This window comes from Janthinobacterium sp. RA13, assembly GCF_000745325.1.
Taxonomy (GTDB): Bacteria; Pseudomonadota; Gammaproteobacteria; order Burkholderiales; family Burkholderiaceae_D; genus Janthinobacterium; species Janthinobacterium rivuli.
Genome location: NZ_JQNP01000001.1, coordinates 5,330,985 through 5,345,462, shown reverse-complemented (window position 1 = coordinate 5,345,462; position 14,478 = coordinate 5,330,985). Strand labels below are relative to the sequence as shown.

Here is a 14,478-nt window from a genome sequence, read left to right as displayed (position 1 = left end):
CCGTACATCTTCCGATGTGCGGGCTTCACATACAGCATGGACTGTTACGGCCGCGCTTCCTTCATCCCATATTTTTCAAAGATCGCCTTTAGTTCACCGCTGGCCGCCATCTCGTTCATGGCTGCCTGTAGCAACTTGGCCACGTCGAGTTGTTGCTTGCTGACGGCCAGGCCCACGGCCCAGCCCGCGCGCGGCAAGCGGGCGAACGCCACTTCGCTCAAGGGGAAAGCGGGATCGCTTTTCAGCACCGATTCGATTTCCGAACGGTTCGCCAGCACGGCGTCGAGCTTGCCCGCCTGCAATTGTTGCAAGGCTTCGGCCGCCGTATCGAAAATGCGCACGTCGTCGCGGTACTTGCCATTATCTTCGCCCAACATCAGCATGGCCGCGATCGATACCTTTTCCACGCCGATGCGCTTACCAGCCAGCGTAGCGACGCCGTCGAATTGCGGCACGGCTTGCGCACTGCGCGCCAGGCGCACGGTTTCCACGTAATACGGCGCAAAAATTTCGACCTTGTCGTTATCCGCCATCAGCTTCTTGTCGACGGGCACATGCAACATCACATCGGCGGGACCATAACCGAGGTAATGCCCCTTCCACACCATATTGCGCAAGTCATCGTTCAGGTTTTCGCCGGCGGGAAATGGCAGCAAGCTCAGTTTCAAGCCCAACTTTTTCGCCAGCGCTTCGGCGATGTCGATATCGATGCCAACACCCTTGTCGGAAAATGGCGCGAACTCGTTGTACACAGCCACTTTCAGGCTGCCCGACTGCCGCACTTTCTGCCAGTCGGCACGCGCCGGCGCGGCTGCGCACAGCGCCAGGCAAGCGAGCGAGATCATCGCGCGCGCGCTGCGGAATTGAAATGAACGCATGGGACTCCTTCGTGATCAGTTCGATTCTCTACGGGTTTCCAGATAGGTCTTGATGGCCCACATGGCTTCCTGATTGAACACGCCTTCGAACGGCGGCATGTACACGGCGCCATTGCGCACTTTACCGTGGCGGATGGTGGTCAGGTAGTAATTGTCCGTCTCCTTGTAGCAAGCCTGTTTCTTTGTCTCATTCTTGATACCAAAACAATCGCGGTCCAGCTGGCGCAAATCCGGCGCGATGCCGCCCGAGATGGCTTCGATGCCGTGGCAGCGCGCACAATTCTGGTTGTAGGCCGAGGTGCCGACCGTCAAGGCCAGCTTGTTGCCCCGATACGGATTTTGTTCGAGCCACTTGTCGCCCACCTTGGGCAAGCCGGTGGTGTCGACGCCTTGCGGCGTGACATTGCCGTGCGCATAGGCATGCGGCAAGGTCAGCAGGGAAGTGAGGGCAACGGCGCCGGCGGCGGCAACGCCGAGCAGGGTACGAATGGAATAGGTCATGCTGGTCTCCTTGGTTTTTTAGTCAATACCCAAGAAGAGCAAATGCCATGCCATGCACTTATGCCCCACATCCGGCCGCCCATGTATCAATTTGGAACAGCTGCAACACGTATTTGTGTCACCGCACGTGTAATCCGACAGCGCCAGACAAAACCACCAGACGTAAAAAAACCCCAACCGGATCACCGGAAGGGGTTTTTTCGAATAACAAGCCTGACGATAACCTACTTTCACACTGGTTGCAGCACTATCATCGGCGCAAAGTTGTTTCACGGTCCTGTTCGGGATGGGAAGGGGTGGGACCAACTTGCTATGGTCATCAGGCATAACTTGTACTGGCATTTGTCCTCAGTGGAGCGACAAAGCCTGAATCTGGAAGAAGCAAAGATTGGGTAATGAATAGTAGTATCAACACACACGCAACGTTGTACCGTCTTATCCTCTGTACCTGCTAAGGTTATAGGGACAAGCCGTACGGGCAATTAGTACTGGTTAGCTTAATGCATTACTGCACTTCCACACCCAGCCTATCAACGTCCTGGTCTCGAACGACCCTTCAAAGAGCTCAAGGCTCTGGGAAATCTCATCTCAAGGCAAGTTTCCCGCTTAGATGCTTTCAGCGGTTATCTCTTCCGAACTTAGCTACCCGGCAATGCCACTGGCGTGACAACCGGTACACCAGAGGTTCGTCCACTCCGGTCCTCTCGTACTAGGAGCAGCCCCCTTCAAATTTCCAACGCCCACGGCAGATAGGGACCAAACTGTCTCACGACGTTTTAAACCCAGCTCACGTACCACTTTAAATGGCGAACAGCCATACCCTTGGGACCGGCTACAGCCCCAGGATGTGATGAGCCGACATCGAGGTGCCAAACTCCCCCGTCGATATGAACTCTTGGGAGGAATCAGCCTGTTATCCCCAGAGTACCTTTTATCCGTTGAGCGATGGCCCTTCCATACAGAACCACCGGATCACTATGTCCTACTTTCGTACCTGCTCGACTTGTCAGTCTCGCAGTTAAGCACGCTTATGCCATTGCACTATCAACACGATGTCCGACCGTATCTAGCGTACCTTCGAACTCCTCCGTTACACTTTAGGAGGAGACCGCCCCAGTCAAACTGCCTACCATGCACTGTCCCCGATCCGGATAACGGACCAAGGTTAGAACCTCAAACAAACCAGGGTGGTATTTCAAGGTTGGCTCCACGAGAACTAGCGTCCCCGCTTCAAAGCCTCCCACCTATCCTACACAGATTGGTTCAAAGTCCAATGCAAAGCTACAGTAAAGGTTCATGGGGTCTTTCCGTCTAGCCGCGGGTAGATTGCATCATCACAAACATTTCAACTTCGCTGAGTCTCGGGAGGAGACAGTGTGGCCATCGTTACGCCATTCGTGCAGGTCGGAACTTACCCGACAAGGAATTTCGCTACCTTAGGACCGTTATAGTTACGGCCGCCGTTTACTGGGACTTCAATCAAGAGCTTGCACCCCATCATTTAATCTTCCAGCACCGGGCAGGCGTCACACCCTATACGTCCACTTTCGTGTTTGCAGAGTGCTGTGTTTTTATTAAACAGTCGCAGCCACCAGTTTATTGCAACCCTTTCACCCTCATGGAGTAAACCAATCAAGCTACCGGGGCGTACCTTTTCCCGAAGTTACGGTACCAATTTGCCGAGTTCCTTCTCCCGAGTTCTCTCAAGCGCCTTAGAATACTCATCTCGCCCACCTGTGTCGGTTTGCGGTACGGTCTCGTATGACTGAAGCTTAGAGGCTTTTCTTGGAACCACTTCCGATTGCTTCGTGAATAAATTCACTCGTCTCAACCCCTTGAATTCCGTACCCGGATTTGCCTAAGTACCTTCTATGAGCCAAAAACCAACTATTCCAACAGTTGGACAACCTTCCGCGATCCGTCCCCCCATCGCATCATACGACGGTGCAGGAATATTAACCTGCTTCCCATCAGCTACGCATCTCTGCCTCGCCTTAGGGGCCGACTCACCCTGCTCCGATGAACGTTGAACAGGAAACCTTGGGCTTACGGCGTGGAGGCTTTTCACCCCCATTATCGCTACTCATGTCAGCATTCGCACTTCTGATACCTCCAGCATCCTTTACAAGACACCTTCGCAGGCTTACAGAACGCTCTCCTACCATATCTATTGCTAGATATCCGCAGCTTCGGTGACTGGCTTAGCCCCGTTACATCTTCCGCGCAGGACGACTCGATCAGTGAGCTATTACGCTTTCTTTAAATGATGGCTGCTTCTAAGCCAACATCCTGACTGTTTTAGCCTTCCCACTTCGTTTTCCACTTAGCCAATCTTTGGGACCTTAGCTGGCGGTCTGGGTTGTTTCCCTCTTGACGCCGGACGTTAGCACCCGACGTCTGTCTCCCAAGCTTGCACTCATCGGTATTCGGAGTTTGCAATGGTTTGGTAAGTCGCAATGACCCCCTAGCCATAACAGTGCTCTACCCCCGATGGTGATACTTGAGGCACTACCTAAATAGTTTTCGGAGAGAACCAGCTATTTCCAAGTTTGTTTAGCCTTTCACCCCTACCCACAGCTCATCCCCTAATTTTTCAACATTAGTGGGTTCGGACCTCCAGGGCGTGTTACCGCACCTTCATCCTGGCCATGAGTAGATCACTTGGTTTCGGGTCTACACCCAGCGACTGATCGCCCTATTCGGACTCGATTTCTCTACGGCTTCCCTATGCGGTTAACCTTGCCACTGAATGTAAGTCGCTGACCCATTATACAAAAGGTACGCAGTCACGGAACAAGTCCGCTCCTACTGTTTGTATGCACACGGTTTCAGGATCTATTTCACTCCCCTTCCGGGGTTCTTTTCGCCTTTCCCTCACGGTACTGGTTCACTATCGGTCGATTACGAGTATTTAGCCTTGGAGGATGGTCCCCCCATATTCAGACAGGATGTCACGTGTCCCGCCCTACTTGTCGTACGCTTAGTATCACCGGTCCGATTTCACATACGGGGCTATCACCCACTATGGCTCCTATTTCCAGAGGATTCTGTTATCGGTCCGACTATCACGTACAGGCTCTTCCCATTTCGCTCGCCGCTACTTTGGGAATCTCGGTTGATTTCTTTTCCTGCAGCTACTTAGATGTTTCAGTTCGCCGCGTTCGCCTTGCATACCTATGTATTCAGTATGCAATACCCTAAAAGGGTGGGTTGCCCCATTCGGAAATCTGCGGATCAAAGTGTGTTTGCTCACTCCCCGCAGCTTATCGCAAGCTACTACGTCCTTCATCGCCTGTAATCGCCAAGGCATCCACCATGTGCACTTATTCGCTTGTCCCTATAACGTTAGCCTCTCATCATTTGCATAATGAAAGAGCGCTACAGGGATAAGAAAGTACAACGTTGTTGCTTGTTTGTTGATACATACAATCATTACCCATCGATTCGCTTTTTACGGCAAACCGATCAATAAATAATCTTTACTTCTTCCAGATTGTTAAAGAACGAAACAGCTTTGATCGCTAAAAGATCAAACCTAAACCCAAGTCTTATTGACCGGCTTACGTTTGCACTTTCGAGTAAAACGTGGTGGAGGATGACGGGATCGAACCGACGACCCCCTGCTTGCAAAGCAGGTGCTCTCCCAGCTGAGCTAATCCCCCTGAGATACTACTAATTAGCTGGTAGGGCTGGTTGGACTCGAACCAACGACCCCCGCGTTATCAACACGGTGCTCTAACCAGCTGAGCTACAGCCCCAACGCGGAACTACTACGACTACTGTTTCTTCTTCATTTAACAGCCGATAAGTGTGAACATTTGATGCGTGAATCATTACTGATTCGTGCAAACTCTAGAAAGGAGGTGATCCAGCCGCACCTTCCGATACGGCTACCTTGTTACGACTTCACCCCAGTCACGAATCCTACCGTGGTAAGCGCCCTCCTTACGGTTAAGCTACCTACTTCTGGTAAAACCCGCTCCCATGGTGTGACGGGCGGTGTGTACAAGACCCGGGAACGTATTCACCGCGACATGCTGATCCGCGATTACTAGCGATTCCAACTTCATGCAGTCGAGTTGCAGACTACAATCCGGACTACGATACACTTTCTGCGATTAGCTCCCCCTCGCGGGTTGGCGGCGCTCTGTATGTACCATTGTATGACGTGTGAAGCCCTACCCATAAGGGCCATGAGGACTTGACGTCATCCCCACCTTCCTCCGGTTTGTCACCGGCAGTCTCATTAGAGTGCCCTTTCGTAGCAACTAATGACAAGGGTTGCGCTCGTTGCGGGACTTAACCCAACATCTCACGACACGAGCTGACGACAGCCATGCAGCACCTGTGTACTGGTTCTCTTTCGAGCACTCCTCAATCTCTCGAGGATTCCAGCCATGTCAAGGGTAGGTAAGGTTTTTCGCGTTGCATCGAATTAATCCACATCATCCACCGCTTGTGCGGGTCCCCGTCAATTCCTTTGAGTTTTAATCTTGCGACCGTACTCCCCAGGCGGTCTACTTCACGCGTTAGCTGCGTTACCAAGTCAATTAAGACCCGACAACTAGTAGACATCGTTTAGGGCGTGGACTACCAGGGTATCTAATCCTGTTTGCTCCCCACGCTTTCGTGCATGAGCGTCAATCTTGACCCAGGGGGCTGCCTTCGCCATCGGTGTTCCTCCACATATCTACGCATTTCACTGCTACACGTGGAATTCTACCCCCCTCTGCCAGATTCTAGCCTTGCAGTCTCCAATGCAATTCCCAGGTTGAGCCCGGGGATTTCACATCAGACTTACAAAACCGCCTGCGCACGCTTTACGCCCAGTAATTCCGATTAACGCTTGCACCCTACGTATTACCGCGGCTGCTGGCACGTAGTTAGCCGGTGCTTATTCTTCAGGTACCGTCATTAACAAGAGATATTAGCTCTCACCGTTTCTTCCCTGACAAAAGAGCTTTACAACCCGAAGGCCTTCTTCACTCACGCGGCATTGCTGGATCAGGCTTTCGCCCATTGTCCAAAATTCCCCACTGCTGCCTCCCGTAGGAGTCTGGACCGTGTCTCAGTTCCAGTGTGGCTGGTCGTCCTCTCAGACCAGCTACTGATCGATGCCTTGGTAGGCTTTTACCCTACCAACTAGCTAATCAGATATCGGCCGCTCCACGAGCATGAGGTCTTGCGATCCCCCACTTTCATCCTTAGATCGTATGCGGTATTAGCGTAACTTTCGCTACGTTATCCCCCACTCTAGGGTACGTTCCGATATATTACTCACCCGTTCGCCACTCGCCACCAGAGCAAGCTCCGTGCTGCCGTTCGACTTGCATGTGTAAGGCATGCCGCCAGCGTTCAATCTGAGCCAGGATCAAACTCTTCAGTTTAATCTCTGTTTAATGTCATTTCTGACAGGTCGGACAGTATCACTACCATCCAAATCTTTTGCATTGCAAAAGATTTGCTCACTCAAAAAACTGACAGGCCACTACTTTCGTAGCGCCTATTTCATTATTTCTTGTGAACATTTGATATTTTAAGTTAGACACCAATCCGAAGATTGACGCTGCACTTACATCAAATGCCCACACTTATCGACTGTTAATTGTTAAAGAACTGTATTCGGTTACTGCTTTCGCGCTATCGACAAAGCGTTGTGTTTGTCAGCTGCGAAGAAGGAAGAGTATGAAGCATTTCGCTAAATCCGTCAACTCCTTCTTTTCTCTCGTTTCACTCGACATTTGCATGCGTCGTTCAGCGAGGGGGCGAATTATAGCCCTGGCCCGAACTCCCCGCAAGCGCTAATTTGCATCTGGGCAAATATTGCTGTGTGATATCGTAGTGCCGACCATACCCTGCCTCATCCATATAGATTCCCATGCCTATCCCACACATTACCTCTACCGCCAATCCCGCCCTGGCCAGCGCACTCGAACACGCCATCAATAGCAAGACCAAGCCGCTGGGCAGCCTCGGCATGCTGGAAACCCTGGCCCATCAGATCGGGCTGATCCAGCAAGACACGCAACTGGCATTGCACCAGCCTGCCATCATCGTTTTTGCGGCCGACCATGGCGTCGTCGCCGAAGGCATTTCCGCCTATCCGCAAAGCGTGACCTGGCAAATGGTGGAGAACTTCCTCGGCAACGGCGCCGCCATCAATGTCTTCGCCCGCCAGGCCGATTGCGCCCTCTATATAGTAGACGCTGGCGTGAACCATGATTTCGGCCCGCGCGACGGCTTGCTTGACCGCAAGCAAGCCCCCGGCACCCGCAACTTCGCCCAGGAACCTGCCATGAGCCAGGAACAATGCCTGGCCGCCATGCAGGCGGGCATGGACCTGGTCGCCACCCTGGATGGCAATGTGCTGGGCTTTGGCGAAATGGGTATCGGCAACACCACCGCTGCCGCGGCACTGATGCACAAGCTGACGGGCACGCCCGTCGCCGATTGCGTGGGCGCCGGCACCGGCCTGTCGAAAGATGGCGTGTTGCATAAACAACGAGTGATCGAAGCGGCCGCGGCCCATCACGCGGCACTCAATGAGCCGCTCGACGTGCTGGCCACCTTTGGCGGCTTCGAAATCGCCATGATGGCCGGCGCCATGCTCAAGGCAGCCGAACGGCGCATGATTCTGCTGATCGACGGCTTCATCGTCAGCAGCGCCCTGCTGGTGGCGGCCCGGCTGCAGCCGGCCATCCTCGATTACTGCGTGTTTTCGCACTGCTCCGATGAAAACGGCCATCGCCAGTTGCTGGCCAGCCTGGGCGCGCGTCCGCTGCTGCACCTCGATTTGCGCCTCGGTGAAGGCACGGGTTCGGCGCTGGCCTTGCCGCTGCTGCACGCGGCCGTCAACTTCATGCGCGAGATGGCGACGTTTGCCTCGGCCCAGGTCAGCGAAAAGTCCACGCCAGACTAAGACGATGACTAATCCCGTTTCCGCCGCAGTCCACCAGTGCCGATTGTTCTTCATCGCGCTGCAGTTCTTCACGCGCCTGCCGATACCGCGCTGGGTGGGTTTCGAGCCGGCCTGGCTGCAGCACGCCTCGCGCTACTTTCCACTGGTCGGCGTGGTGGTGGCGGCCATCAGTGGCGCCGTGTATCTGGTGGCCAGCTGGCTCCTGCCTTCGGCGGTGGCCGTGCTGCTGGCCGTCGCCGCCGGCATCTACCTGACGGGCGCCTTCCATGAAGACGGTTTTGCCGACATGTGCGACGGTTTCGGCGGTGGCATGACGCGCGAGCGGGTGCTGGAAATCATGAAGGATTCGCGCATCGGCGCGTATGGCGCCATCGGCATCCTCTGCCTGCTGGCGATCAAATGCGCGGCGCTCGCTTCACTGCCGCCTGCAAAGGTGGTGGCGACATTATTCATCGCCCACCCGCTCTCGCGCCTGGCCGCCGTGTCGCTGATCTGGCTCATGGACTACGCACGCGACGAAGGCAAGGCCAAGCCGATGGCACAGGAGATGACGACGGGAGAATTCATCATCGCCACCCTCTGCGGCCTGCTGCCCGCCATCGCCTGCGGCCTGCTGGGCATATTTGACTGGGCCACGCTGGTCTTTGCCGTCGTGGCGGCGGCAGCTGCCGCATTCTGGCTGGGCCGCAAATGCCAGCGCCGCCTGCAAGGCTACACGGGCGACTGCCTGGGCGCCGTGCAGCAGGTGGCGGAAGTGGCGATTTACCTGGCCATCCTGTCCAGCTTTCAACCTCCATTGCGCTTCTACTAAACAAGCATGCGCCTGATCCTCGTTCGCCACCCCACGCCGCAGGTAACCAGCGGCACCTGCTATGGCCGCAGCGACGTAGCGGTGGCGCCGCACGAAATGGCCACGGTGCGCGCCAGCCTGCAAGCGACTTTGCCGGCCGGCGTGCCGCTCTACGCCAGTCCGCTGCGCCGCTGCGCCAACCTGGCGACAGCCTTGGCGCAAGACCTGCCTTCCAGCGCCCTGCGCCTTGACGCGCGGCTGGCCGAGATGGATTTCGGTGCGTGGGAAATGCAGCCCTGGCACGCGATTGCGCGCGCGGACATCGATGCCTGGGCGGCCGACCTGGCCTGGTACCGCCCCGGTGGAGGCGAGAATGTGCTGGCGATGGCCACCCGTGTCGATGCGTTTTTAGGCGATCTGTTGCGCGAACAACACGAAACGGCCATCCTCATCTGCCATGCTGGCACCATCCGCCTGCTGTCGGCACTGCAAGCCCGGCTGCCATTGGAGGAAGCGGCTCTGCTGGCCGCCCGTTCCGCCCATAAAATCGCCTACGGTGCGACGGTCGTCGTCGATTTCTGATATCGAATCGTCCAGCCAGCCATTTCAGTCCACGCCTGCTGCACGTATAATGGCGGGGTTTTGGTGCCCGCGTTCATGTCCATGAGCGCAGTTAAACGGGAAACACGATGCCGCAACCGCGGCGAACGTGTGCTGCCCCCGCAACGGTAAGCAAGTGTCCCCCCTCGCAACAGGAAGCGGGCGACAAGCTATCTCTGACAACCACTGTGCTTGCAATCATCGAGCATGGGAAGGTGGGATAGCGGTACTTGCCAGCCCGGATACCGGCCAGGACAGGTGGAAGTGTGCGAACGGGGATGTTCGCGATCCGAATGGCCCATGGCCATCTTCGATCGTCATCTTCAGTTCCCACTTCTGTTCAATCTGGCCTACGGGGACGTCGGCTGGTTGCATATTACTTACTGAAAACTATCATGACCCATGCTGTTTCCCGCCACGCGGCGCTCACGTCGCTCGCGCTAGCCATTGCCGCGCCTGCCGCTTTCGCCCAGACCACGTCAAACACATTCGATCCGGTGATCGTCACCGCAACCCGCACCCCGCAAAAAACCAGCGAGCTGCTGGCCAATACGGCCATCATCACCAGCGAAGATATCGCCCGTTCGGGCGCAGGCTCGGTCACCGAGTTACTGCAAAAACAGCGTGGCATTGAAGTCGTCCGCAATGGCGGCGCAGGTACGGCGTCGTCGGTATACATCCGTGGCGCGAACGGCACCCAGAATATCGTTCTGGTGGACGGCATCCGCATCGGTTCCTCGACCCTGGGCACCGCCAACTGGAGCCCGGTTCCACTGGCCAATATCGACCGCATCGAGATAGTCTACGGTCCATTGAGTACCCTGTACGGCGCCGATGCCATCGGCGGCGTCATCCAGATTTTCACCAAAAAGGGTAGCGGCGCGCCCGTGGTTGGCGCGTCGGTCGGCTTTGGCAGCGATGCCACGCGTCAATATGACGCCAGCGTTTCGGGTGCAACCGGTGGCTACAATAGCCTGAGCTACTCGCTAAACGTCAGCAAGGAAAAAAGCGACGGCTTTTCGGCCATCAAACCAGGTAATTCCTCTTATAACGCAGACAAAGACGGCTACGACAAGAAAAGCGTCACGGGCCAGGTAGGCTTCCAGTTGGCCAAGGGGCACGACTTGGGCCTGGTGTTCATGAACAGCAAACTTGAAGCCCAGTACGATAGGGGCCCTGGCTACGATACGCGCAGCAATCAAAAACTGAAAAACATCGGCGTATTCATGAACAATGAATTCGTGCAAGGCTGGCACAGCAAGGTACAAGTTGCCGAAGCACGCGACAAGGCCAACGAGGACACCTCTGCGGGCGCGGCCGGCAAGAGTTCTCTGGAAACCAAGCAATCGACTTTCGACTGGCAAAATGACATCGCCATCGGCATCGACACGCTGCAATTGCTCGCCAGCTACCGTAAGGAAGAAGTCGTCTCCAGCAGCGAGCCGATCTTGAATCGCTCCCGCGACACCAAGTCGCTGGCTGGCTCCTACACCATGCAGCGCGACCAGCACATGCTCAGTGCCAGCCTGCGCCGCGACAAAATGTCGGAAACCGGTTCGACCAACACTGGCAGCCTTGGTTATGGCTACCAGATCAACAATGCCTTGCGCGCCACTGCCAGCTATGGCACCAGCTTCCGCCAGCCTACCTACAATGAACTGTATTACCCAGGCTACGGCATCGCCAGCAACCGTCCGGAAAAAGGCCGCAATGCGGAAGTTGGCCTGCGCTACGATGATGGCAAGACGCAGCTGAGCGCCGTGTACTATCACAATCGCGTGACTGACTTGCTGATTTATGCGAATACCTGCCCGGTTGAAGTGGCCACGCATCCGTTCGGCTGCGCTTACAACGTCAACAAGGCACTGCTGGAAGGCATCACCCTGACCGGCCGCCGTAAGTTTGGCGACTTTGGCCTCAGCGGCAATATCGACCTGCAAGATCCGCGTGATCAAACCCTGGAAAAATCGCTGGTGCGCCGCGCCAAGCGTCACGCCAACTTTGCAGCTGACTACAGCATCGGTCAACTGAACACGGGCGCCGAATGGCAATTGTCGGGCAAGCGTTTTGAAGATGCAGCCAACCAAACCACTCTCGGCGGTTATGGTCTCGTCAACCTGTTCGCGACCTATCAAGTGGCACGTGACTGGTCGGTGCTGGCACGCTGGAACAATATCACTGACAAGAAGTATGAACTGGCACGTAACTACAATACCGCTGGCTCCAACTTCTTCGTCGGACTGCGTTACGGCTCAAAATAATCATGTAGTAATGATGTAAGCTGCGGGCGATGGCATGCCGCCGTCGCCCGCAGATGCAGTTCTGCAGTCCCCGTTTTTAAGGCAGTACATGCACCCATTTTTCCGCAATATGCGCCACCGCGCCACCGTGATCCTCACGGTGCTGATCGTGTGCGCGATTGCCAGCTTGATTTTCTCCGGCATGATCGGTTCGATCGCGATCCCGCTCGCCGACCTGCCTTCCGCCCTGCTCCATGTCGTGCAGGGCAAGACCGACACTCTCGCCGCCACCCTGCTTGACCTGCGCCTGGGCCGCGCGCTGACCGCCTTTGTCACCGGCGCGGCGCTGTCGCTGGCCGGCGTCATGATGCAGGCGCTGCTGCGCAATCCCCTGGCCGACCCGTACGTGCTGGGCATTTCCGCCGGCGCCTCCGTCGGCGCACTGGCCGCATTGCTGTTCATGTGCGCGCTGTGGGTGGTCGATGCGGCCGCCTTTGCCGGCGCCGTCGGCGTATCGATGCTGCTGTACTTTTTTGCCCGGCGCGACCTGCGCGGCGGCATGGCGGCCGAAGGAGGCGCCTCGCTTTTGCTGCTGACGGGCGTGATCCTGGCCTCGGCCTGCATGGCCATCGTCACCCTGATGCTGTCCATCGCCCCGGAAAGCCGCTTGCGCAGCATGGTGTTCTGGATGATCGGCGATCTGTCCGGCGCACCTGCACGGCTGATGCCATGGCTGGTCCTGGCCGGCGCCCTGGTCTTCGCCTTGCGCTGCGCGCGCTCGCTGAACGTCATGGCGCTGCATGCGGAAGCGGCCAGCACCCTGGGCGTGCGCGTGGGGGCGCTGCGCAAGGGCCTGTTCTTCTGCTCCGGCCTGCTCACGGCCAGCGCCGTCACCAGCGCCGGCAGCGTGGGCTTCGTCGGCCTGATCGTGCCGCATGCGCTGCGCTTTGCCTGCGGACCCGATCATCGCCTGCTGATACCGGCCGCCGCGCTGGCCGGCGGCACCTTCCTCGTGCTGGCCGATACCCTGGCGCGCACCGTGCTGGCACCGTTGCAGTTGCCAGTCGGCGTGGTCACGGCCATGATAGGTGCGCCCGTCTTCCTGTACCAATTGCACCGCTTGCGCAGGGGATGAAAAAAGCATGATACGTACTTACCAACTCGGCCTGAAGGCGGGCACGCGCTGCCTCGTGGAAAACCTCATCTGGCACATCAGGGATGGCGAATGCTGGAGCGTGATCGGCCGCAATGGCGCCGGCAAAAGCACCTTGCTGCGCACCCTGGCCGGCTTGCGCGAACCGGATGCAGGCCACGTGACGATACAGGGCCGCGCCCTGATCGACTGGCCGCTGGACGCACTGGCGCGCGAACGGGCTTTCCTGGCGCAGGCGCGCCACGACGCGTTCTCGTACCGCGTCATCGAAACCGTGCTGTCGGCGCGCCACCCGTATCACGACAACCATTACTGGGAAGGCAGCGACGACCAGCGCATCGCCTTGGCGGCGCTGGCCTCGATGGAAGTGGAACACCTGGCCGAGCGCGACGTGCGCAGCCTGTCCGGCGGTGAACGCCAGCGCGTGGCGATCGCCGCCATGCTGGCGCAGGACACGCCCTTGCTGCTGCTCGATGAACCGGCCAATGCGCTCGACCTGGCGCACCAGGTCAGCGTCATGGGCCTGCTGGCTAAGCTGTGCCGCGAACAGAATAAAACCGTGGTGATGGTGGGCCATGACCTGAACCTGGCGCACAGCGTCTCGACCCATGCGCTGCTGCTGATGGGCGATGGCGGCTGGCTGGCCGGTCCCGTGGCCGACGTGATGCAGGCATCCATCCTGGGCGACTACCTGGGCCACCCGATCGAGATCATCGAGCACGGCAAACGCAAGATATTCATACCAAAAGAGGATCAACAATGAACGATAACAAACCCGTCGACGCGGACACCGCCGCCATCAACGAGCGCCACCGCGTGCGCATGGAGCGCAAGAAGGCCATCATCGACGCGGCCATCGCCAAGGCCGACAAGGAAATCGGCATCATCATCGTCAACACGGGCAATGGCAAGGGCAAGAGTTCGAGCGGCTTCGGCATGGCCATCCGCGCCATGGGCCACGGCATGAAAGTGGGCGTGGTGCAGTTCATCAAGGGCGCCATGTCGACCGGCGAAGAAAAATTCCTGCGCCGCTTCCCCGACGAAATCAGTTTTCATGCGATGGGCGAAGGCTATACCTGGGAAACGCAGAACCGCGAGCGCGACATCGAAAAAGCCGAACTGGCATGGGAGCAGGCGAAGACCTTCCTGGCCGACCCCAGCTACGGCCTGGTGCTGTTCGACGAACTCAATATCGCGCTCAAGTACAACTACCTCGACGTGCATAAAGTCATCGCCGACCTGCTGGAACGCCCGGCCATGCAGCACGTGGTCATCACGGGCCGCGGCGCGCCCGATGAATTGATCGCAATCGCCGACACGGTCACCGAAATGGCCGTCGTCAAGCATGCGTATGCGGCCGGCATCGGCGCACAAATCGGCACCGAGTGGTAACAGCG

The 14,478-nt window shown here is 57.1% G+C and carries 9 protein-coding genes, 2 tRNA genes, 3 rRNA genes and 1 riboswitch; of the genes, 7 read left to right on the top strand and 7 right to left on the bottom strand.

Going from position 1 to position 14,478, the window contains the following annotated elements:
- Nucleotides 1–44 precede the first annotated feature (44 nt).
- The 7 genes from FG13_RS23740 to FG13_RS23710 form a co-directional block, all read right to left on the bottom strand.
- Nucleotides 45–878, bottom strand: a complete 834-nt coding sequence (locus FG13_RS23740) for a substrate-binding periplasmic protein (protein ID WP_035824928.1) — start codon at nucleotides 876–878, stop codon at nucleotides 45–47.
- A 15-nt stretch (nucleotides 879–893) separates the two neighbouring features.
- Nucleotides 894–1,379: a cytochrome c-550 PedF gene (gene pedF / locus FG13_RS23735; protein WP_035824926.1), complete on the bottom strand. Its 486-nt coding sequence runs from the start codon at nucleotides 1,377–1,379 to the stop codon at nucleotides 894–896.
- A 211-nt stretch (nucleotides 1,380–1,590) separates the two neighbouring features.
- Nucleotides 1,591–1,703 (bottom strand): 5S ribosomal RNA (gene rrf / locus FG13_RS23730).
- 137 nt (nucleotides 1,704–1,840) lie between these two features.
- A 23S ribosomal RNA gene (locus FG13_RS23725) occupies nucleotides 1,841–4,716 on the bottom strand.
- A gap of 249 nt (nucleotides 4,717–4,965) precedes the next feature.
- Nucleotides 4,966–5,041 (bottom strand) — tRNA-Ala (locus FG13_RS23720).
- A gap of 19 nt (nucleotides 5,042–5,060) precedes the next feature.
- A tRNA-Ile gene (locus FG13_RS23715) sits at nucleotides 5,061–5,137 on the bottom strand.
- A gap of 98 nt (nucleotides 5,138–5,235) precedes the next feature.
- Nucleotides 5,236–6,766, bottom strand: a 16S ribosomal RNA gene (locus FG13_RS23710).
- Together the 16S, 23S and 5S rRNA genes with 2 tRNA genes alongside form the textbook arrangement of a ribosomal RNA operon.
- Before the next feature lie 491 nt (nucleotides 6,767–7,257).
- Here FG13_RS23710 and cobT point away from each other — a divergent pair.
- The 7 genes from cobT (at nucleotide 7,258) to cobO (ending at nucleotide 14,473) form a co-directional block, all read left to right on the top strand.
- Nucleotides 7,258–8,298, top strand: a complete 1,041-nt coding sequence (cobT, locus tag FG13_RS23705) for a nicotinate-nucleotide--dimethylbenzimidazole phosphoribosyltransferase (RefSeq protein ID WP_035824924.1) — start codon at nucleotides 7,258–7,260, stop codon at nucleotides 8,296–8,298.
- Nucleotides 8,299–8,302: 4 nt separating this feature from the next.
- Nucleotides 8,303–9,109 (top strand): adenosylcobinamide-GDP ribazoletransferase, encoded by an 807-nt coding sequence (locus FG13_RS23700; RefSeq protein WP_035824917.1) that lies wholly within the window; start codon nucleotides 8,303–8,305, stop codon nucleotides 9,107–9,109.
- Nucleotides 9,110–9,115: 6 nt separating this feature from the next.
- Nucleotides 9,116–9,670 carry a histidine phosphatase family protein gene (locus FG13_RS23695; protein ID WP_035824915.1) on the top strand — a complete coding sequence of 185 codons (555 nt, stop codon included), beginning with the start codon at nucleotides 9,116–9,118 and terminating at the stop codon, nucleotides 9,668–9,670.
- A gap of 44 nt (nucleotides 9,671–9,714) precedes the next feature.
- Nucleotides 9,715–9,956: riboswitch (cobalamin riboswitch) on the top strand.
- A 10-nt stretch (nucleotides 9,957–9,966) separates the two neighbouring features.
- Nucleotides 9,967–11,949 carry a TonB-dependent receptor domain-containing protein gene (locus FG13_RS23690; protein WP_327062509.1) on the top strand — a complete coding sequence of 661 codons (1,983 nt, stop codon included), beginning with the start codon at nucleotides 9,967–9,969 and terminating at the stop codon, nucleotides 11,947–11,949.
- A gap of 88 nt (nucleotides 11,950–12,037) precedes the next feature.
- Complete coding sequence (locus tag FG13_RS23685) at nucleotides 12,038–13,063, top strand: FecCD family ABC transporter permease (protein WP_035824910.1); 1,026 nt, start codon at nucleotides 12,038–12,040, stop codon at nucleotides 13,061–13,063.
- A gap of 7 nt (nucleotides 13,064–13,070) precedes the next feature.
- Entirely contained in the window at nucleotides 13,071–13,844 is a 774-nt protein-coding gene (locus tag FG13_RS23680; RefSeq protein WP_035824908.1) for an ABC transporter ATP-binding protein, read from the top strand.
- Nucleotides 13,841–14,473 carry a cob(I)yrinic acid a,c-diamide adenosyltransferase gene (cobO, locus tag FG13_RS23675; RefSeq protein WP_035824906.1) on the top strand — a complete coding sequence of 211 codons (633 nt, stop codon included), beginning with the start codon at nucleotides 13,841–13,843 and terminating at the stop codon, nucleotides 14,471–14,473. Before FG13_RS23680 ends, cobO begins: the two co-directional genes overlap by 4 nt.
- The last annotated feature ends 5 nt before the right edge of the window (nucleotides 14,474–14,478 follow it).

What these genes read in the sequence shown, in the direction of transcription:
- FG13_RS23740 (WP_035824928.1), bottom strand. Translation starts at nt 878, where the DNA reads ATGCGTTCATTTCAATTCCGCAGCGCGCGCGCGATGATCTCGCTCGCT.
- cobT (WP_035824924.1), top strand. Translation starts at nt 7,258, where the DNA reads ATGCCTATCCCACACATTACCTCTACCGCCAATCCCGCCCTGGCCAGC.
- FG13_RS23690 (WP_327062509.1), top strand. Translation starts at nt 9,967, where the DNA reads ATGTTCGCGATCCGAATGGCCCATGGCCATCTTCGATCGTCATCTTCA.
- cobO (WP_035824906.1), top strand. Translation starts at nt 13,841, where the DNA reads ATGAACGATAACAAACCCGTCGACGCGGACACCGCCGCCATCAACGAG.
- pedF (WP_035824926.1), bottom strand. Translation starts at nt 1,379, where the DNA reads ATGACCTATTCCATTCGTACCCTGCTCGGCGTTGCCGCCGCCGGCGCC.
- FG13_RS23695 (WP_035824915.1), top strand. Translation starts at nt 9,116, where the DNA reads ATGCGCCTGATCCTCGTTCGCCACCCCACGCCGCAGGTAACCAGCGGC.
- FG13_RS23685 (WP_035824910.1), top strand. Translation starts at nt 12,038, where the DNA reads ATGCACCCATTTTTCCGCAATATGCGCCACCGCGCCACCGTGATCCTC.
- FG13_RS23680 (WP_035824908.1), top strand. Translation starts at nt 13,071, where the DNA reads ATGATACGTACTTACCAACTCGGCCTGAAGGCGGGCACGCGCTGCCTC.
- FG13_RS23700 (WP_035824917.1), top strand. Translation starts at nt 8,303, where the DNA reads ATGACTAATCCCGTTTCCGCCGCAGTCCACCAGTGCCGATTGTTCTTC.